This is a genomic window from Psychrobacter sp. H25, from assembly GCF_059076335.1.
The window spans coordinates 1,285,727-1,305,852 of sequence record NZ_JCACRV010000001.1 but is presented as its reverse complement, the minus strand read 5'-3'; the positions used below and the strand labels follow the sequence as shown (position 1 = coordinate 1,305,852).

At 39.1% G+C, this 20,126-nt stretch carries 17 protein-coding genes; 15 read left to right on the top strand and 2 right to left on the bottom strand.

Going from position 1 to position 20,126, the window contains the following annotated elements; all coding sequences use genetic code 11:
* Positions 1-56: 56 nt before the first annotated feature.
* The 15 genes from AC5JPO_RS05080 (at position 57) to AC5JPO_RS05010 (ending at position 18,168) form a co-directional block, all read left to right on the top strand.
* On the top strand, positions 57-1,955 hold the full coding sequence (locus AC5JPO_RS05080) for a polysaccharide biosynthesis protein (RefSeq protein WP_493853443.1): 1,899 nt from the start codon (positions 57-59) through the stop codon (positions 1,953-1,955).
* A gap of 132 nt (positions 1,956-2,087) precedes the next feature.
* The gene (locus AC5JPO_RS05075; RefSeq protein ID WP_493853442.1) at positions 2,088-3,362 is read left to right on the top strand and encodes a flippase; all 1,275 of its coding nucleotides are present in this window, start codon (positions 2,088-2,090) and stop codon (positions 3,360-3,362) included.
* A gap of 255 nt (positions 3,363-3,617) precedes the next feature.
* Positions 3,618-4,850 carry an O-antigen polymerase gene (locus AC5JPO_RS05070; RefSeq protein WP_493853441.1) on the top strand — a complete coding sequence of 411 codons (1,233 nt, stop codon included), beginning with the start codon at positions 3,618-3,620 and terminating at the stop codon, positions 4,848-4,850.
* Positions 4,851-4,881: 31 nt separating this feature from the next.
* A complete protein-coding gene (locus AC5JPO_RS05065) occupies positions 4,882-6,378 on the top strand; it encodes a hypothetical protein (RefSeq protein WP_493853440.1) in 1,497 nt (498 codons plus the stop codon).
* Positions 6,371-7,450, top strand: coding sequence for a glycosyltransferase (locus AC5JPO_RS05060; protein ID WP_493853439.1), 1,080 nt, complete (start codon positions 6,371-6,373; stop codon positions 7,448-7,450). Before AC5JPO_RS05065 ends, AC5JPO_RS05060 begins: the two co-directional genes overlap by 8 nt.
* Positions 7,451-7,694: 244 nt before the next feature.
* On the top strand, positions 7,695-8,843 hold the full coding sequence (locus AC5JPO_RS05055) for a glycosyltransferase family 4 protein (RefSeq protein ID WP_493853438.1): 1,149 nt from the start codon (positions 7,695-7,697) through the stop codon (positions 8,841-8,843).
* Positions 8,844-8,897: 54 nt separating this feature from the next.
* Positions 8,898-9,878 (top strand): NAD-dependent epimerase, encoded by a 981-nt coding sequence (locus tag AC5JPO_RS05050; RefSeq protein ID WP_493853437.1) that lies wholly within the window; start codon positions 8,898-8,900, stop codon positions 9,876-9,878.
* A gap of 2 nt (positions 9,879-9,880) precedes the next feature.
* The gene (locus tag AC5JPO_RS05045; RefSeq protein ID WP_493853436.1) at positions 9,881-11,047 is read left to right on the top strand and encodes a nucleotide sugar dehydrogenase; all 1,167 of its coding nucleotides are present in this window, start codon (positions 9,881-9,883) and stop codon (positions 11,045-11,047) included.
* A gap of 60 nt (positions 11,048-11,107) precedes the next feature.
* Positions 11,108-12,238: a glycosyltransferase family 4 protein gene (locus AC5JPO_RS05040; RefSeq protein ID WP_493853435.1), complete on the top strand. Its 1,131-nt coding sequence runs from the start codon at positions 11,108-11,110 to the stop codon at positions 12,236-12,238.
* A 6-nt stretch (positions 12,239-12,244) separates the two neighbouring features.
* A complete protein-coding gene (locus AC5JPO_RS05035) occupies positions 12,245-12,859 on the top strand; it encodes a sugar transferase (protein ID WP_493853434.1) in 615 nt (204 codons plus the stop codon).
* Positions 12,852-13,505 carry a NeuD/PglB/VioB family sugar acetyltransferase gene (locus AC5JPO_RS05030; RefSeq protein ID WP_493853433.1) on the top strand — a complete coding sequence of 218 codons (654 nt, stop codon included), beginning with the start codon at positions 12,852-12,854 and terminating at the stop codon, positions 13,503-13,505. The genes AC5JPO_RS05035 and AC5JPO_RS05030 overlap by 8 nt, the downstream gene beginning before the upstream one ends.
* Positions 13,506-13,558: 53 nt before the next feature.
* Positions 13,559-14,764, top strand: coding sequence for a DegT/DnrJ/EryC1/StrS family aminotransferase (locus tag AC5JPO_RS05025; protein ID WP_493853432.1), 1,206 nt, complete (start codon positions 13,559-13,561; stop codon positions 14,762-14,764).
* A 108-nt stretch (positions 14,765-14,872) separates the two neighbouring features.
* Complete coding sequence (locus AC5JPO_RS05020) at positions 14,873-16,330, top strand: capsule assembly Wzi family protein (protein ID WP_493853431.1); 1,458 nt, start codon at positions 14,873-14,875, stop codon at positions 16,328-16,330.
* A 343-nt stretch (positions 16,331-16,673) separates the two neighbouring features.
* Complete coding sequence (gene folD / locus AC5JPO_RS05015; RefSeq protein ID WP_493852517.1) at positions 16,674-17,552, top strand: bifunctional methylenetetrahydrofolate dehydrogenase/methenyltetrahydrofolate cyclohydrolase FolD; 879 nt, start codon at positions 16,674-16,676, stop codon at positions 17,550-17,552.
* Positions 17,553-17,649: 97 nt separating this feature from the next.
* Positions 17,650-18,168 carry a phosphate-starvation-inducible protein PsiE gene (locus AC5JPO_RS05010; RefSeq protein ID WP_319049962.1) on the top strand — a complete coding sequence of 173 codons (519 nt, stop codon included), beginning with the start codon at positions 17,650-17,652 and terminating at the stop codon, positions 18,166-18,168.
* Between the two features lie 61 nt (positions 18,169-18,229).
* Here AC5JPO_RS05010 and corA read toward each other — a convergent pair whose 3' ends face one another.
* Both corA and AC5JPO_RS05000 read right to left on the bottom strand, forming a co-directional pair.
* Complete coding sequence (gene corA / locus AC5JPO_RS05005; protein WP_493852736.1) at positions 18,230-19,384, bottom strand: magnesium/cobalt transporter CorA; 1,155 nt, start codon at positions 19,382-19,384, stop codon at positions 18,230-18,232.
* Positions 19,385-19,564: 180 nt separating this feature from the next.
* On the bottom strand, positions 19,565-19,954 hold the full coding sequence (locus AC5JPO_RS05000) for a DUF2237 family protein (RefSeq protein ID WP_493852518.1): 390 nt from the start codon (positions 19,952-19,954) through the stop codon (positions 19,565-19,567).
* Positions 19,955-20,126 lie beyond the last annotated feature (172 nt).

Sequence of the window (20,126 nt, the reverse complement as noted above, 5' to 3'; positions counted from 1 at the left end):
TGGTTGAAAACTCTCTACATAGTGTTAAACGTAAGCCGAAGCTTATAGGTGGAAATGTGTTGCAATCTATTGCTCAGTACCTGTTGTCACTGCCAAGATACGTCAAGCGTCTGATTTTGATTAGCGCAGACTTTGTCATGGCTATTGCTTGTCTGTTGTTATCACTATTATTGCGTTATGGTTATGTCGAGCTTCACATTAGTTGGTGGGCACTAGGCCTTTATGCATTGATACCTGTTGTCAGTCTGTATTTTATAGGGTTCTATCATAGTGTATCTAGAGGATTTCTTGATACAGTTATGAGCGGTGTACTGCAGCTGTTCGTAGTATTAATTTTGTTCTATGAGTTGATTATTTATTTTGATCTATTACCACAGATACCTCGATCTACTCCTATTTTATTTTTATTTTTTCTTTATATCTGGCTTTGGAACAGCCGTCTGACAATAAAAGAGCTATTGAAGCGGTGGCAAGGTAAGCACTTTGATGCTGATCTTATAGACTATGACAATATCTTAATTTATGGTGCAGGTGAAGCAGGTCAAGAATTACTGAAAGGCTTGAGCAATTCACATAAGTATAGTGTGTTTGCTTTTGTTGATGATGATAGGCAGTTGACAGGTGCCCATGTAATGGGTAAGAAGATTTATCATACCGATAATTTATTGGATATCGTAAATACTCTTGATATTGCACAAGTGTTTTTGGCAGTACCCTCCATTAGCCGTGCTCGCAAACGCCAAATTATCGAAAAGCTTTCACATATCTCTATCAAGATAAAAGAGCTACCAAGTTTACAAGAACTGGCTGATGAAAAAGTAACTATTAGCCATATGCGTAAGATTGATATTTTAGATGTGCTAGATAGGCAAACCGTAGAGCCTGATGAGTGTCTGCTGGCTAGAAACATCACAAAGAAAAGCGTAGTGGTTACGGGTGCTGGTGGCTCTATTGGCAGCGAGCTGTGCAGACAGATTATCAAGAATAAGCCGCGGTATTTAGTACTCTATGAGCTATCAGAGTTTGCTCTTTATAGTATTCATCAAGAATTACTCGCTAAGCAGAAACGTAATCCTGAATACCAAGAGACTCAGATCATTGCTCTCATTGGTAATGTCACTAATGAGGATAGGTTATATCATGTGTGTCAGGAATACAGTATACAGACGGTATATCATGCAGCAGCTTACAAGCATGTACCTATTGTAGAGTTTAATCCTTTTGAAGGGCTGATCAATAATACTAAAGGTACCTATCATTGCGCGCGTGCCGCTATACGTGCCGAAGTTAACACCTTTGTACTTATCTCGACTGATAAAGCAGTAAGGCCAACGAACGTTATGGGTGCAACCAAACGTTTAGCTGAGCTGAGTTGCCAAGGACTTAGTAAAGTCAGTCCTAAAACGTGTATTAGTATGGTGCGCTTTGGCAATGTTCTTGGTTCATCCGGCTCAGTGGTACCTGTTTTTACCAAGCAGATTGAACAAGGACTTCCAATTACTGTTACGCACCCCGATGTAACACGTTATTTTATGACGATACCAGAGGCAGCGAATCTAGTAATACAGGCAGGAGCTATGGCGAAAGGTGGTGAAGTATTCGTTCTAGATATGGGTGATCCTGTAAAAATTGTCGATCTTGCACAGCGCATGATTCATCTAAGTGGCTGTGAGGTTAAGGATGACAGTCATCCTAATGGTGATATTGAGATAATGTTTACAGGTTTACGTCCAGGCGAAAAGCTTTATGAAGAGCTGATTATTGGTGATGATAATATCGAAAATACTGAGCATCCTCTTATTATGCAGGCAATGGAGCACAGCTTTCCTTTGAGCGATGTTGAAAATATGATAGCTCAACTCGCTGAGAGAGAAAAACAGCAAGATATAAAGTGGCTCAAAGCACAACTTGGGTACTTTGTTGCAGGTTATCAAGATAATTTGAAGGTAGTATAAAATGGTAATGACCTTATAAACCATAAAAGTCTAAGCACAAAGTAAATCAACAACTTGATTGAAAATTACAACGTGATATTAATCAAGATATTAAAAAACATATGCCTTTATACATAAATTATTTGAACTAATATGATCTATAAGTTTAAAAACGCTTTAGATAAATTAAAAAAAAGCAAAGACGGTAAAACAGTAGCTAGTAATTTTGGTTATTTGATGTTATTACAGATTGTTGGCTATATTTTTCCTTTACTTACAATACCATATCTTGCGAGAGTTATTGGGGTAGATGGGTTCGGTAAAATAGCTTTCGCAGCTGCTGTTATTCTATGGATGAAAACAGTCTCAGACTGGGGGTTTAACTATACAGCGACTAGAGATGTAGCGAAAAACAAAAATGATTTAGAAAAAGTTTCTGAAATATTCAGCAATGTTTTATGGGCACGGGTAATACTGATGCTTATATCATTTGCATTCTTAATGATTGCAATAGCAATTATTCCATACTTTAGAGAAAATAAGACTATTCTGCTCATTAGCTTTTTGTTGATACCAGGAAATATACTTTTTCCTGAGTGGTTCTTTCAAGCAATGGAGAGAATGAAGTTTATTACTGTTTTCAGTCTAATTAGCAGAACTATTTTTACGTTATCGATCTTTGTTTTTATAAAAGAAGAGTCAGATTATATCTTGCAGCCGTTGCTTACAAGTTTGGGGTTACTGGTTAGCGGAATATTTGCGATGTATATTATTGTCTTTAAATGGAAGATAAGCGTTCGGAGTCCAGACTTTAAAGAGATATTTATAACCATTAAGAATAGTACTGATGTGTTTATAAATAATATGATGCCAAACCTGTATAACAGCTTTTCCGTCGTGCTGCTTGGCTTTTACGGTGGTAGCTTAGCTAACGGTCTGCTAGATGCTGGTAGTAAATTTATAAATATTATTCAACGATTTCTTACGATAGTATCGAGAGTTTTTTTCCCATTATTGTCTAGAAAAATGGATTCACACAACTTATATGCGAAGATTAATATTTACTTGTCTACGTCTGCTAGTGTGGGTTTGTTTTTATTAGCACCATATATAATAAGACTTTTTTATACAGAAGAGTTTTTTGATGCGGTCATTGTGCTTCAAATTACATCTATATCACTAATTTTCTCTGCACTAATCAGTACCTTTGGTACAAATTTTATGATAGTGAAAGGATATGATAGGGAGCTTAGAAATATAACCACTATATGCTCACTTATAGGGTTTACAGCTGCATTTCCTCTCATCTATTACTATAGCTATATCGGCGCTGCTGTGACAATGACGGCAACTAGGGCACTGTTAGGAATAAGTATTGGTTATAAAGCAAAGCTGATAAGCAAGAAAGAAGCTATCATGTACCAATAGTTGGGTTTACTAAAACTCTATAAGTATAACGATGTATATACTATCAGCTTTAATAGTAAACTTTTAAAATGCCAGAATAGCAAATTTAATGGTTATATTCGTTCAACTATTCCAGTCTATTAGGTAATAGAAAATTTAATTTTATGATTCAAGTTTTCTAAGCAGGTAAATTTTTTGGTAATTCTAATAAACAGTTTTGTAGTTTTCATAGTAGCAACTTTCCTTTCTTTCTACGCTGCTAAAGAAAGAACAAAATTGCCTATTATTTCTTGGTCTTTTTTAGCAGTTGCATTTGTCTATGGTGTTGGCTCATCTGTTGTTCTTTTAGCTACCCTGGATGGCGTTACTTATTTGAGATCAGATATAGTATTGAGTGGTATTAACTACTGGTCTTTCTATGGACCTTTAGTACTTGTGCTTACAATAGGAATGTTTTTAGGATGGAGACTACCTATTTTAGGCAAGAGAGAAGTAAAAAAATTATCTAAATATAGTTTCGATATGAAATTAGACAGAATGATGTTAATTGCATATATTCTGCTAATCATAGGTTTCCTATTAAGATGGTTATATGTTCAACCATACGGAGGGTTTGTAGGCTACTTAGCTTACAGCCAAGCTATTAGGTCTGGCATATTCAATATAGATAACCCGTACAGCTTCTTTAAGCCTTTTGGTGCCTTGGTATTTTTTTCATCTTACTTTTTTTGGGCCTTATTAGTTAGTAAATATCGAATGATACTTGCCAGCCTTGGTTTGATCTTATCAGTACTATCTTCTTTATATGTACTTTATAGTAATGCAGGCAGGGTCACATTTGCATTGTATTTTGCCAGTTTTATTATAGCTTACATTTCTATAAAGGGAATATCTTCGCGAATCATACTAATGTTTTCCTTTATAGGCTTTCCTTTGACTTTAGTACTGCTATTTTACATCAGTGATTATTTTGGATTAAAAGCATCTGAGTCAGTATCTAGTTTTGTCATAAAAGAAACTTCATTTATTTATGTAAGTTTTTTCGCACAGCTCAATGAAGGTCATTTATTTAGATTGTTTACAGATTTTATATTTGCCCCAACTCATCTTATGCCATCTTCAATCACCTCAAAATTGTTCGAATTTCAGGAAGCATCTCAAACCAATACTGCTTTGATAAGTGGTGCTATTAAAGGTCAAGAAGGCGTAACTGGTACAATACCTGTTGATTTGCTAACCCTAGGCTTAATGCAAATGAACGTAGTTGGAATATTTCCTGTAGGTGTGATGTTTGGATATTTTATTAAGTATTTAGATTATTTTTTACACTTAATAAAAAATAATCCTTTGAGACATATTCTATTCGCTTATGCCTCGTTACGCCTAGGGTTTGTTGGATTACTTTATGCTTATCCAGCGCATTTCGTTGGCGGCCTATTTCCATTTATAGTGTTGATGTTTATCTTACTGATGATAAGTTTTATTAGTAGGATGAAATTTTCTAATTAATAATTTACTAACAAAATTAAAGAGAAAAATAATGGTCAATCAATATATTGTAGGTCAGCAAAAACTACTTATTCAGGGTGATTTGGCAGGGGAATCACCTTTTTATATATATTGGTCAAGAGACAAAGCGCTACTATTATATTCGACTTCGATTAAGCACCTACTTGATGATATTCGTGTTCCAAAACCTTTGCAAGTATCAAATGAAGGCCTTTCTTTTTTGCTACAAAGTGGTGTAGTACCACCTCCTAAAACTGCTTATCAAGATATTTACATTGTCAGTCTTGGTGATACAGCTGAGGTCAAAACTGTTGGAAACAATATTGAGGTAATTTTCAAACACGAATTTCCCTTTATGAACGCCAATCGCTTGTCTCAAGAAGAAATGCAGCCAGATGAGGATTTGATATTACAAATGTTAGCAGAAGCAACGATTAGCCGTATTGACCAATCCAAACCTAGTTTCTTGTTTCATAGTGCTGGCAAGGATAGCAATAGTATTGCACTAGCGTTAGCAGAAGCGGGTTGGCAAGATAAAGTGACCTTAATAACTCATAAATCAAAAGGAGGACTTGATGAGAGTGAAATAAGTGCAAAAGTTGCCAAGCAGCTCGGTTTCAATCATCAAGTTTTATACGAAGTCGATCAGTTGCAAAATAGTCATAAGCAAGCGATAAACGAGTATTTTGCTAATGCCCCTTTTCCGTGCACTGATAACGTTACGCTTGCTTACCCACTTTATACCGAGCAAATGCCTGAATTGAAAAATTCCAATATTATTGATGGTGGAGGCAATGACAGTTATATGATGACACCACCAAGTAAAAAGGAATTAAAAATGTTAACGTTATCTAAGTATAGTTCCAATTTTTCATTTCTAGGAAATAGAGCTAATTCTGAGAGCTTATTTAATCCATTTTTTAGAGTACCTGTAGAATGGTGTGGAATGAGCGGTCTAAGTGTGAAAGATGCGAATAATATTTTTAGCGAAAATCAGCCAATTCGGTCCCATTGGAAAAAAGAAAGCAAAATACGTTGCAAATTAGATGCTTTTGAATTCAAAACAGATATTTTAACGACAATCGTCGCAGCAGAATTACACATAAGGAAAGCTAGAAATTTTACAGACGTAATAAATGCAAATCTTATATTACCATTTACTAATAATGTATTAGCAAATTATTTTGCTAAAATGCCTGAAGCATACCTGTTTGATCGTAAACGCTTAAAAAATAAACTTGTACTCAGAGATATGCTGAAAAATAAAATGGATTTAGATTCTGATGCAATAGGAAAAATGGGCTGGTCTTATGATTCACAAGGCGTAGTACTACAAAACTGGGATGACATTATGCAAGAGATACAGGCCTGCGTACTTTGGGATCAAAAGGAAGTTCTAAAATTCAGTAATCGCTTGAGAGCTACTATGCAGAGCAAGCACAAATATGCAAACCTATCAGGACGCCTAATTTATCGTATTTATTTATTGTCAGGATGGGCAAATCGGAGTAAATATTTAAATGGCTGAAACTAAAAAAATATCCTTATTGATTAGTAATCTTAATGGTGGTGGCGCCCAAGGGGTATGTGTCACCGTTGCTAATGGCTATGCGGAGCAGGGTTGGCTAGTAGATCTGGTAGTACTCAACCTCAAGACTGCTGTTTACGAAGATCGCGTATCTGATCAAGTAAATTTAGTGGTTTTAGATGTTAATCACGCGAGGTACGCAGCGCCTGCTTTGTTACAATATATTCGTAGAGAACAGCCTAAAAAGATACTTGTATTCAATTATGAGATGGCAATATTGCTGGTTATATTACGTTCAGTTTTTAGGTTTAGAACTAAGATTATAGCTCGTAATATTAATACCTTATCTAAAAAGCAACAGTTATCTAAGGGATTTTGGAATAAGTATGTTGTACAAAGGTCGATTGATAATCTTTACTCCAATGTTGATCATGTAATCAATCAATGCAAAGCTATGGAGCAGGATTTACTATCAGTGTTACCTAATTTAAAAGGTAAAACTAGTGTGGTTTATAATCCTGTAGCCAATCATGTTGAAGCCTATGCAAAAAATATAAATTTTGACGAGATAGAAAAACAAGAATATTTACTCTGTGTAGGGCGCTTAGAAGAGCAAAAAGCCTTTCATTATGCTATTGAAGCTTTTTCTAAGGTGGTAGACGATTTTCCTAAACTTCGATTAAAAATTATCGGCATAGGTAGTTTAGAACAGAGTTTAAAGCAACTGGCAGCTAGTTTAAATGTTGCAGATCGTGTAGATTTTGAAGGGTTTCAAAAAGACATGATTCCTTATTATCTTCATGCAAAAGCTACTGTTCTAACTTCGTTGTATGAAGGTTTTCCTAACGTATTAATTGAATCCATTACACTTGGAACCCCTGTCATTGCATTTGACTGTCCTAGTGGGCCAAGTGAGATTATACAACAAGGTGTTAATGGTTATTTAGTGAAATATTTAAGTATTGATGATTTGGTAAAAAAAATATCGCTTATGAACTCTTCTGTATACGATCCTAAGCAGGTTCAAAGAACAGCATCTATTTATACGGTTGAACATTTTATTAACCAATAGGTTCCGTTGACAAAATTTAATTATAGCTGCTTGAAAATCTAAGATAATAATCTTTACTGACTGAAATTTTATAGAATATTATTGAGATTAAGAAAGAGGTTTTTTGAACAGTTAGAAGTTTTAATTGGTTTAAATTTGCTTTTCGATGTAGCGCAATTTTCTTGAACTAGTTCTGATTAGTGATGTTTTAAACTGATTTATAAAAAATATCCAGCTTTGGTTAATATAGGGTGTGAACGTATATATGAATATATTACATATAATTACAGGTTTGAATGATGGCGGTGCAGAAGCTGTTTTATATCGCTTATGTACTTATGATGATACCTATAATCACAAAGTCATTTCTTTGATGGATGAAGGCAAATATGGGCCCCTTCTTACGGGCTCTGGTTTAGACGTACATTGTTTAAATATGCCTGCTGGTAAAGTGACACCATCAGGTCTCTACAAATTGCTTAAGCTTATCCGTGATCTTAAACCTGATGTTGTACAGACTTGGATGTATCATGCAGATTTAATTGGTAGCGCAGCAGCCCGTCTAGCAGGTAATAAAAATATTGTTTGGAATATTCGGCATACTACCCTTGAAAAACATCACTCTAAACGTTCTACTATTTTAGTGGCTAAAGCTTGCGCGAAAATAAGTAAAAAAATCCCGTTAAAAATCATCTGCTGCGCGGATAAGGCTGTTGAGGTGCATAAAGCGATAGGATATGACGATAGAAAGATGACGGTAATAGCTAACGGCTATGATCTCTCTAGACTCTGCATTTTAACAGATACTCAATCTAAGCTAAAAAACGAGTTGGGTGATATCTTTCCATCAATTGGCATGGTAGCACGTTACAATGCACAAAAAGATCATTTCAACTTATTAGAAGCATTCGCAATTGTCAAAAAGGCAAATATACCGCATAAGTTAATTTTAGTTGGAAAAGATATTAATAGTTCCAATGCTAACTTGGTGGAAAAGATTCAATCTTTAGATTTAGATAATTCAGTTATTTTACTTGATCAGCGAACTGATATACCTGTTGTAATGAATAGCCTAGATTTACACGTACTATCATCTTCATTTGGTGAAGCATTCCCTAATGTTTTAGCTGAGGCTATGGCTTGTGGTACACCTTGTGTAACTACTGATGTCGGCGATGCAGCTTCCATTGTCGGTGATACAGGCTGGGTTGTTCCCACTAAGAACCCACAGGAATTAGCTGAAGCTATCCTGCTAGCACTACATGAGCAGCAAACAGATCCAGAGACATGGTCAGAACGTAAGTCTGCTTGCCGCACAAGAGTGGTCGACAACTTCAGTATTGAAACAATGATTAGTAAATATCATCAAGTATGGGATAGAGTCCAAAATTCTCAAAATAATGATATAAGTTAGGTTTTTTTAAAGTGTATTAATATCAACTAAAAAGTCACAAGCAAAAGGTTTAAAATGAATATTCTTATTACTGGGATGGCAGGCTTCATTGGTCATGCTGTTGCTAAACGTTTAGCCGGTCATAATCATAAGATAGTCGGTATAGATAATCTCAATGACTATTACGACGTTTCTTTAAAGAAGGCGCGTCTAGACAATTTAGCTGGCTTAAATAATGTAAGTTTCGTTCAGTTGGATTTGGCCGATCGTGAAGGTATGGCTAACCTTTTTTCCGTAGAAAAATTTGATGCTGTTATTCATTTAGCAGCTCAAGCAGGAGTACGTTATTCTTTAGAAAACCCACATGCTTACGTCGACTCTAATTTAGTTGGACATGTGAATGTATTAGAAGGTTGTCGACACCACAAGATCAAACACCTCCTATATGCGTCGTCTAGCTCTGTTTATGGCGAAAATGCAAAAGTACCTTTTGCTGTTACAGACAGAGTGGATGAACCAATTAGTCTTTATGCAGCTACTAAGAAAGCTAACGAGCTAATGACCCACACTTACTCTCACCTCTATAATTTACCAGCTACAGGTTTACGTTTCTTTACTGTATATGGTCCTTGGGGTAGACCTGATATGGCTTTGTTCAAGTTTACCAAAGCTATCCTCAAAAATGAGCCAATCGATGTATATAACAATGGTGACATGCAACGCGATTTTACTTATATTGATGATATAGTTGAAGGTATCGTGAGATTGCTTGAGTTACCACCTGAGGTAAAAGATGGATGTGCGCCACATACGGTATACAATATTGGTAATGGTAGCCCTGTCTCACTGATGGCTTTTGTTAAAGCAATAGAACAAGCAACTGACAGGCAGGTAGTATGCAATTATTTACCTATGCAACCAGGCGATGTACCGCGTACTTGGGCAGATACTGAAGCTTTATTTGAGAGAACGGGCCATCGTCCCTCGGTCGTTGTTCAAGACGGTGTTAATAAATTCGTAGAGTGGTATCGTGACTTTTACAAGGTAGGTAAGTGAATATGAAAATAGCTATCGCAGGGACAGGTTATGTAGGGCTATCTAATGCTATGTTGTTAGCACAGCACAACGATGTTGTGGCAGTTGATATTGTTCCAGAGAAAATCGAGCTGCTAAATGCTAGGCAATCACCAATTGAAGATATAGAAATTCAAGAGTTTTTGAATAAAGAGACATTGAAATTTACGGCTACGCTAGATTCAAAGTATGCTTATGCCGATGCTGATTTTGTTATCATCGCAACGCCTACTGACTATGACTCTAGTACCAACTACTTTAATACAAAAAGTGTTGAAGCAGTTATTGAGGCTGTAACAGAGGTCAATCCAAACGCAATAATGGTTATTAAGTCTACTGTTCCAGTAGGTTATACAGAGTCTGCAAAAATATCTTTTAATACACAAAATTTGTTTTTCTCTCCTGAGTTTTTACGAGAAGGCAAAGCACTATATGACAATCTGTACCCCTCACGTATTATTGTTGGCGAACGTTCCGATCGAGCAAAACAATTTGCTGAGCTATTGATACAAGGCGCAATCAAAAAAGATGTCTCTCTATTATTTACTGAAAGCACAGAGGCCGAAGCTGTTAAATTGTTCTCTAACACTTATTTGGCTATGCGTGTAGCATATTTTAATGAGTTAGATAGTTATGCAGAGACGTTAGGTTTGGATAGCCGTCAAATAATTGAAGGTGTAGGATTAGACCCAAGGATTGGTGACCACTACAATAATCCGTCATTTGGCTATGGTGGTTATTGCTTGCCAAAAGATACTAAGCAGCTTTTAGCCAATTATGAGGAAGTACCAAACAATATAATTAGAGCAATCGTTGATGCGAATCGTACTCGCAAAGATTTTATTGCAGATACTGTATTAAAGCGTCAACCTAAAGTAGTTGGTGTGTACCGTTTAATCATGAAATCAGGCTCTGATAATTTTAGGGCTAGTGCGATGCAAGGCGTGATGAAACGTATTAAGGCAAAAGGCATTGAAGTTATCGTATATGAGCCTGTACTTGAAGAAAATGAGTTTTTTGGTTCACGTGTAATACGAGATTTGGCAGCATTCAAACAAGAAGCCGATGTTATTCTTACTAATCGATTATCTGAAGAGCTAACAGACGTTGCTGAAAAAGTTTATACCCGTGACTTATTTGGCAGTGACTAAGCTATAATGTATCGTAATCTGAATATTCATATTCAATCATATATTGCAAGAGATAATTAAATGAAATTTCTAGTTATTGCAAGCCATGCTAATTCTTTAGTCGGCTTTCGAAAACCTCTCATAGTCGCTTTGCTAGAAAAAGGCTTGGAAGTCCACGTAGCTGCTCCTGAGTTAATATCTAACAAAGCTGTTACTTCAGAACTGACCACTTCAGGTATTATCGCTCATGATATCTCAATGCAGCGTATAGGTACTAATCCTATAGCTGATTCAAAATCTCTATTTTCTTTATATCGGTTAATCAGCAATATAAAACCAGATTATGTCATGGGTTATACCGTTAAGCCTGTTATTTATGGAGTTTTGGCCGCTTGGTTAGCACGCGTACCTCATCGTTTCGCCTTAATTACTGGTTTAGGCTACGCTTTTATGGATGAAGGAAACGGTAACTATAGTGGCACACGTATAGTAATTCAAAATCTATATAAGGCTGCACTAAGGCACTGTGAAGTGGTGTTTTTTCAAAATCCTGATGATGAAATTCTATTTCGTCGGCTGAAGATCCTCTCAAAAAATGCAAAAACTTGTGTAGTAAATGGTTCAGGTGTTGATATTAGTGAGTATGATGTTGCTGCTTTAGATAGTAAAAATGCGCCACGTTTTTTAATGACTGCTCGTTTATTAGCTGGTAAAGGTGTGCGTGAATACGTGCATGCCGCTAAACAGGTCAAAAAGTTGTATCCTGATGTACAATTTGATTTGGTAGGTTGGTTAGATGCTAGTCCGAATAGTATTACTCAAAGTGAACTTGACCAGTGGATTGCTGATGGTGAAATTAACTTTCTAGGTCGTCTAAGCGATGTGCGTCCAGCTATTCAAAGCAGTTCAGTTTTTGTACTTCCTTCTTACTATCGTGAAGGTACACCTCGTACAATATTAGAAGCTATGGCTATGGGGCGTGCTGTGATAACTACTGATGCACCTGGCTGCCGTGAAACTGTTGCTGACGGTGATAATGGTTTTCTAATTCCTATTAAAGATGCGAATGCTCTGGCTAAAGCTATGCTAAGTTTTATCGAGCAGCCAGAACTAATTAAAAAAATGGGTAAACGCTCACGCATGATAGCTGAAGAAAAATATGATGTGCATAAAGTGAATACTCATATGATTTCTGAAATGGATCTGGAGTGACAAAAAATGATAAAACGACTTTTTGATATTACCGCTGCTACTACAGCCTTAATTGCATTATCTCCAGTGTATGCCATCACTGCCTATAAAGTGGGTAAAAAATTAGGTTCGCCAGTACTCTTTCGTCAAACGCGTCCTGGTAAGAATGGTATACCATTTGAGATGATCAAATTTCGCTCGATGAAAGATGCAACAGATTCAGAGGGTAATATACTGCCAGACAGTGAGCGCCTGACAGATTTTGGTAAGCGTCTGCGTGATAGTAGCTTGGATGAGTTGCCAGAGCTGTGGAACGTAATCAAAGGTGACATGAGTCTTGTAGGGCCACGTCCATTATTAATGGAGTACTTGCCACTATACAATGATGAACAGAAACGTCGTCATTTGGTCCGTCCTGGCATTACGGGCTATGCTCAAATTAATGGTCGTAACGCGATCGGCTGGGATGAAAAATTCGAGCTTGATGCGTGGTATGTCGATAACCAATCGCTATGGGTTGATATAAAGATTTTGTTGAAAACAGTCAAAAAAGTGGTCGTCAAAGACGGCATCTCTGCCGAAGGCGAAGCGACAATGCCAAAGTTTGCTGGTAGTACGGTAGAAGAGACAAGCAATGCATGAGGTTTATGCGGTCTATGGCGCATCAGGTTGTGGACGCAGCTTGATGCCTGTAGCTGCTATGCAGCTGACACGGAACGGTATCGACGGACGGCTGATCTTTATTGATGATTCACTCAGTGCTATGAGCGAAGTTAATGGCTACGTCGCCATGAATTATGACATGTTCAAAGAATTGGATGCCAATAAGCAGGTACTCATTGCAATTGCAAGCAGTCAAATACGTCAAAAAATTGCTAATAAGTTATTTAATGATCAAATATCATTATGGTCAGTGGCTGGTGACAATACATTGATCATGGATAGTGTTCAATTTGGTGCAGGTGTGGCGCTCAGTCCGTTTGTGACTGTTGGTTCTAATGTTATTATTGGGAAATGCTTTCATGCCAATCTCTATAGCTATGTAGAGCATGACTGTGTAATCGGCGATTATGTGACTTTTGCGCCGCGTGTCAGCTGCAACGGCAATATTCATATCCATGACCATGCTTATATTGGCGCAGGAGCAGTGATTAAACAAGGTACACCCGATAAGCCCTTGATCATTGGCGAAGGCGCTATTGTAGGTATGGGCGCTGTCGTGACCAAAGATGTCCCAGCGGGAGCAATCGTCGTAGGAAACCCTGCTCATCCGCTTATAAAGGCCTAGATACTATCTATACAGTTAGTGATTAGTTATTATTCGTTATTACCGAGGAACGTATGTTAAATACCGCTTTTTCACCGTGGCCAAGTTTTACTCAGCAAGAAGCAGACAAAGTCAGTCAAGTGTTACTGTCTAACAAAGTTAACTATTGGACAGGACAGGAAGGTCGTCAGTTAGAAAAAGAGTTTGCCGAATGGGCTGATTGTGCGCATGCAGTAGCTGTCAGTAATGGTACATTGGCATTAGATGTAGCATTAAAAGCACTGAATGTAGGCGAAGGTGACGAGGTTGTAGTCACGCCGCGTACGTTTATTGCCAGTATTTCATGCGTTGTTAATGCAGGTGCAGTCCCCGTTTTTGCAGACGTAGAATCGGCAACGGGTAATATTACCGCTGACTCTATTAAAGCGGTATTGACCAAAAAAACCAAGGCAATAATTTGTGTCCATTTGGCAGGCTGGCCGTGTGACATGGACGCTATCATGTCACTGGCAGATGAGTATGATATATATGTGATTGAAGATTGTGCTCAGGCACATGGTGCACGCTATAAAGGTCGCAGTGTTGGAAGTATTGGTCATATTGGCGCGTGGAGTTTTTGCCAAGACAAAATTATGACGACAGGTGGTGAAGGCGGAATGGTCACCACCAATGACGAGCAGCTGTGGCGTAAGATGTGGGCATATAAAGACCATGGTAAAAGCTATGCTGCTGTGTACGAAACAGAGCACCCACCAGGGTATCGCTGGCTACATGAGAGTTTTGGTACCAACTGGCGTATGCCTGAAATGCAGTCAGCGATTGGACGTATTCAGCTGACGCGTATGGGTGAGTGGACTGCGAGCCGTACTGCTAATGCACACGCTATCTTAGATGCCTGCACACGCTGGGCAGACAAAGGCTATATGTCGGTGCCTAGATTGGAGGATATATCTGAGTCTACAGATACTAAGCATGCTTACTATAAGCTATATGTCTATGTTCAGCCTGAGAATCTACCAGCAGGATGGGATCGTGATAGCATTATTGCAGCTATTAACGAGCAAGGTGTGCCATGTTTCTCTGGTTCCGCCTCCGAAGTGTATTTAGAAAAAGCATTTGATAATACTGGCTTACGTCCAGAGGTCAGATTACCAATAGCTAAGCAATTGGGTGAGACAAGCTTAATGTTTTTGGTACATCCAACACTCACTGAGTCAGAAATTAACAAAACAGTTCAAGCACTAGATATGGCTTTAGCAAAAATCAATACTGATAATTAAAGCTTAGGCAAGCTAACAATAGAACCAATAATACAAATTATAGTTATTGTACTATCCATTACCGCTTATCTGCTATCGAAAAGCGCCCTTCATAAAGAGTAGGTAATTATGTCTAAACCACAAAAATTTAAGCAGATGAGTTTGTTAGTCGCTCTCAGTACCGCATCGATGTTGGCTTCAGCACAGAATCTATATATGAATGACATAAAACTCAAGTCTGAGCTAGACTGGTTAAATGCGCAAGGTGTGACTCATGTTAGTACCAGTACATGGCCGTTGGCTGCTAATGAAATTACAAATGCACTCAACACGGCTAAAGTGACAACAGGTACCCAGCAAAGAGTATTGCAGTCTATACGTGTCATGCTGGCTCAAAATCCAAACTCACTAGTCAAAGCAGAGGCAGAAGCTTACTTACAAACAAATCGTCAGCAGCTGCCGCAAACTTTTGCAGATGACAATCTGGCAGGCCAGCAGATATCAGCTGCGATAGGTTTAAGTGAAGAGAACTGGGAGATGAAGCTACAAGCCAACGTAAAAAATGATGAGCTTACCGATGACGATAGTGATGTTAGTTTTGAGGGGTCGTATATTGCTGGTACAGCAGCCAATCAGTGGTTAATAGCAGGTAAAATTCCAGCATGGTGGGGTCCAGGGAATGATGGTAGTCTCATCCGAGGGGATGCCAGCATCCCGGTCACTGGTTTTACGATGCAGCGCGATACGCAAACTGCACCAACTAACCAGTATTTGAACTGGGTCGGCCCTTGGCAATATCAGCTGTTTGCTGGTCAATTAGATGATTATGAGGCCATACCAGATGCTAAGCTATTTGGTGCTCGCCTCACTGCGAGTCCATGGGAGTGGTTAGAAGTTGGTGCGTCTCGAACCTTTATGTGGGGCGGAGAAGGTCGTCCAGAGAGTTTTAGCTCCTTTGGTGATGCTGTTTTAGGTACTAAAGATAATGAGGCTACTGCAGGTAATACTGACAATGATCCGGCCAATCAGTTGGGTGGTTTTGATGCCAAAATACAGTTAGCACCGCTACTTAATGTACCAGCGAGTGTCTATGGACAATATGTTGGCGAAGATGAAGCGGGTGGTCTTCCAGCCAAAAATATGTATTTAGCGGGCGTAGACTATGCTTCTGAAGCTTATGGAAAACCCTATCAGTTATATGCTGAATACGCAGATACTCGTAGTAGTGGAGAAGTAAAAGGTGTGTCTTACGATCATTTTTTATACACCGATGGCTATTACCAACAGGGCTATCCGCTCGGACACTCTTTAGGCGGTGATGCTGAGAGTGTATCAGTAGGTGGTAAGCTATGGCTCGATAGTCGGAACTTTGTCAATACAAAACTGCAATATGCCAAAGTAAACCAAGCGGATGAGGCAGACAATCAAGCCTTTCCAACGACGGCTAAATTAACAGCTATTGACGTATCATGGGCACACCAATGGCAACCTCAGACACTAATAACGAGTAGGGTATGGGCGGTAGACTCTGATACTCAGTCAACTGATATTGGTGCAGGTGTGGGTATAGAGTTCCAGACTTATTAGACAAGAATAAGTGAATACCTTAGCGCTTTAAAAATTAAGAAACGGTCTACTAATATTATAGTAGGCTGTTTTTTATTTGAGCTGTTGCTAGAGCTACGTGTTGGTAAATTGACGCGTATGTTCTATAAGTAATTGTCAATTTGATAGCCCTTTACTTGTATATTGCATAGCAATAGTTAAAGAATTAGTTTTTAGCGGTACTCTAATACATGCTAGGATTTTGCAGCGTACACAGGTACAATATTATTCTTAGTCAAAGGTTGACGAAGCAAAGGACAGGCATGCAAAGTATTTGCGCGCGCTGTCTTTATTTTTTTATATCGTACCCCCTATTGGAGTTACTATGTCTACTGCTCAAGAATCCGCCACCGTTTTGGACGGCAAAGCACTTGCCAAACAAATAGAACAGGATCTGCGTACACGCGTTGATACGATAAAGGACAAGACTGGACGCACCCCAAGCCTTGCCACGATATTGGTTGGTGATGATCCTGCTTCTGCAACTTACGTTCGCATGAAAGGTAATGCTTGTAAGCGTGTTGGTATGGATTCTATACGTGTTGAGATGCCAAGTGCGACAACCACTGAGCAGTTGATGGCAAAGATAGATGAGCTAAACAGTAATTCAGATGTACATGGTATTTTGCTGCAACATCCAGTCCCTGAACATATCGATGAGCGCGCGTGCTTTGAGCAGATTGACTTGGCAAAAGATGTCGATGGCGTGACTTGTCTTGGTTTTGGTCGTATGGCTATGCAGCAGCCTGCCTACGGCTCATGTACACCGCAAGGCATCATGCATTTGTTAGAGCATCATAATGTCGAATTATCAGGTAAAGAAGCGGTAGTTGTGGGACGTAGTGCTATCTTGGGCAAACCAATGGCGATGATGCTACTCAATGCCAACTGTACGGTGACCATTTGCCATTCAAGAACCCAAGATCTAGCAGCACATATCAGACGTGCCGATATTGTAGTTGGTGCTGTGGGTGTGCCTGAGCTGATTAAAGCAGAGTGGATCAAAGCAGGCGCCGTTGTCGTTGATGCAGGCTTCCATCCAACAGATGATGGCGGTGTTGGTGATATTGAAATGCAGGGTATGGAAAATATTGCCAGTGCTTACACCCCAGTGCCAGGCGGCGTTGGTCCAATGACTATCAATACGCTTATTCGCCAAACGGTCGATGCTGCTGAAAAATCAGCAGGTCTGAACATCAGCTGAAAGTAGTGAAATGAATGCTGATCGCCGATAGTTAAGAGGCTTGAGGCAATATAGACTCAGGCTAAATCAACCACCTTTTAGTTGATAGGACCTAAAAATGTCTAAGAAAAACGTAGGTTTTCATGAGCGACTGCAAGGCATTGGCAGAGAATTTGTCGATATCTGTCATTACGTCATTTTGTTTTTAATCAGCGTGGTGGTGGTTTGGACGGCAGGCAAGGAGTTTGTCGATATTGTCCAAAAGGGTTCAGCGGACTTAAAAGATATTTTGATGCTGTTTATTTACCTTGAGCTGTTGGCCATGATAGGTATCTATTTTAAAACCCATCGTTTACCCGTTCAGTTTTTGATATTTATTGCCATAACCGCATTATCACGACATTTAGTTGTCGACGTACAGGCGGTCTCGGATTATTTTCATCTATGGCTACTGGCGACAATTTCTGTAGCGATCATGCTGTTGAGTGGCGCTATTGTAGTGCTGACGTGGACCGCAAAAACCTTTGGTCGCCCAGAGGATAATCTCGACAAACAGTATGCAAATTTAACGGTCAAAGCCATGCTACCTGATGACGCGCAAGCACCGGATAGTCATACAAAGCATCGCCGTGAGTAATGTTTGATACCTATATAAAAAAAGGCTACCAGTGGTAGCCTTTTTTTATATAAATGAGTGATCACAGCCATTTTAGTTTTTTGAAATTGTAGTATAAGAAGCTACACAACGCGATGATGATAATCATGATCACAAGGTAAGCGTATTTCCAATGCAGCTCAGGCATAAAATCAAAATTCATCCCATAGATACCAGCAATAGCAGTCGGCACTGCTAAAATACCTGCCCATGCTGCAAGCTTACGTACGACTTCATTCTGCCCCATATTGACCATGGCCATATAGGTATTCATAACCACACTCAACATTTCATTGAGACCATTGATGGCGTCTAGTGAGTGCAAGAGATGGTCATTGACATCGCGGAAGTATGGTTTGGCTGCTTGAGAGAAACCAGAGACAATTTCGCTTTTTTTATGATTGATAAAGAAGCTACAGATGTCTTGGACTGGTAGGATAATAGCCCGCATATGTACCAGCTGCGACTTGAGTTCATAGAGGTTTTTTAGTGTGCTTTTATCAAACTCATAGGTAAAGACATAGCGCTCTTGCTCGCGCAAATACCGACCCAAGCGATCAGTGATCGGCATATAGTTATCAACGATAAAATCAAGTATGGCATGTAATACAAAGATAGGACCCATACGTAGCTTTTCAGGGCGACGGTGGCAATGCTCACGGACAGGGGCGTAGGAGTTTGATGGACCATTACGAATAGTAATCAAGTAGTTTTTGCCCATGAATATCGCAGTCGTACCATAGCGAATGACATTGTCCTCAAGCTTAGCAGTACGTAGCACCACAAAGACCATGTCGTTATCGTAGTTTTCTACCTTGGCACGCTGATGATCAGCGAAGGCATCTTCAATTGCCAACTCATGGATATCAAAAGCATCTTTTACTTTGACCATGGTTTCTAGGCTGGGGTCATAGAGACCAAGCCAAATAAACTGACCGTTATTACTAAGCGCACGGCTCACATCATTGAGTGCCACCTTGTCTATATTTTCGCCTGTCTTGCGAGAGTAAGCATAACAATTGACCACTTCATCAGCACTCGATGAATCAATATCTTCATAGCGCTCAGAATCAGGATCGTAGACCGTCATGGTCTCGATAGTATCTTCTGTTGTCGCATCAACATCGCCATAAATATAGCTGTCATCACCATCCAAATAGAGGTGCTTGTCATTCATATTGGCATAAATGTGGCTCATATTAGAGTCAGGAGCAATATGAGCCGTTTTTTTGATTAATTGGTTATTGTCGTTTTCCATACATCCTCCTGCCACATAATAAAAAACTGCAATAATCTAAAATTTTAAGTATAAAAGCCGTGAACATGACTACTGTGACTAAATATGGCTAAATACTAATGCCCTTTATTTAGTAACCCTCTATAAGGCATAGCTTTTTAGGGTATCAATATCTACCAATGCCAATAAGCTTTCGTGACACGCTTCTAGTTTGATTTGTGGCGCGATATCAAAGTCTAGCGCTTCAACCCAGCGCAGCGCACAAATGCACCAATAATCACCAGGCTTGAGACCTGCAAAATTGTATTCAGGTAGCGGGGTAATAAGATCATTACCGCGACCGGCCGAAAAGTTCAAAAATTCACTGGTCATCTTGGCGCAAACTGTGTGCTGACCGACGTCGTGATTGCCAGTATGACAAAAGCCGTTGCGGTAATAGCCGGTGATAGGATCGAAGCAGCAGCTGGCAAGGGCAGTACCTAGTACGTTGGTTTGGTTGTTGGCGGGGTTTGGGTGATAATCAGATGACATAAGGCTTCCGAGATAAAAATATGTGTTAGTGTACCATGAGTATGTGTCAAAAACGCTGATGTAAACATGCGCAGCACTCGATGTATAACAAAAAGTACACGCTATCGTCAGCCACCCCTTTAGTAAATAAGCATCGCGTTAAATCCTCTCGTAGGCAGGTCGTAGATAGGGC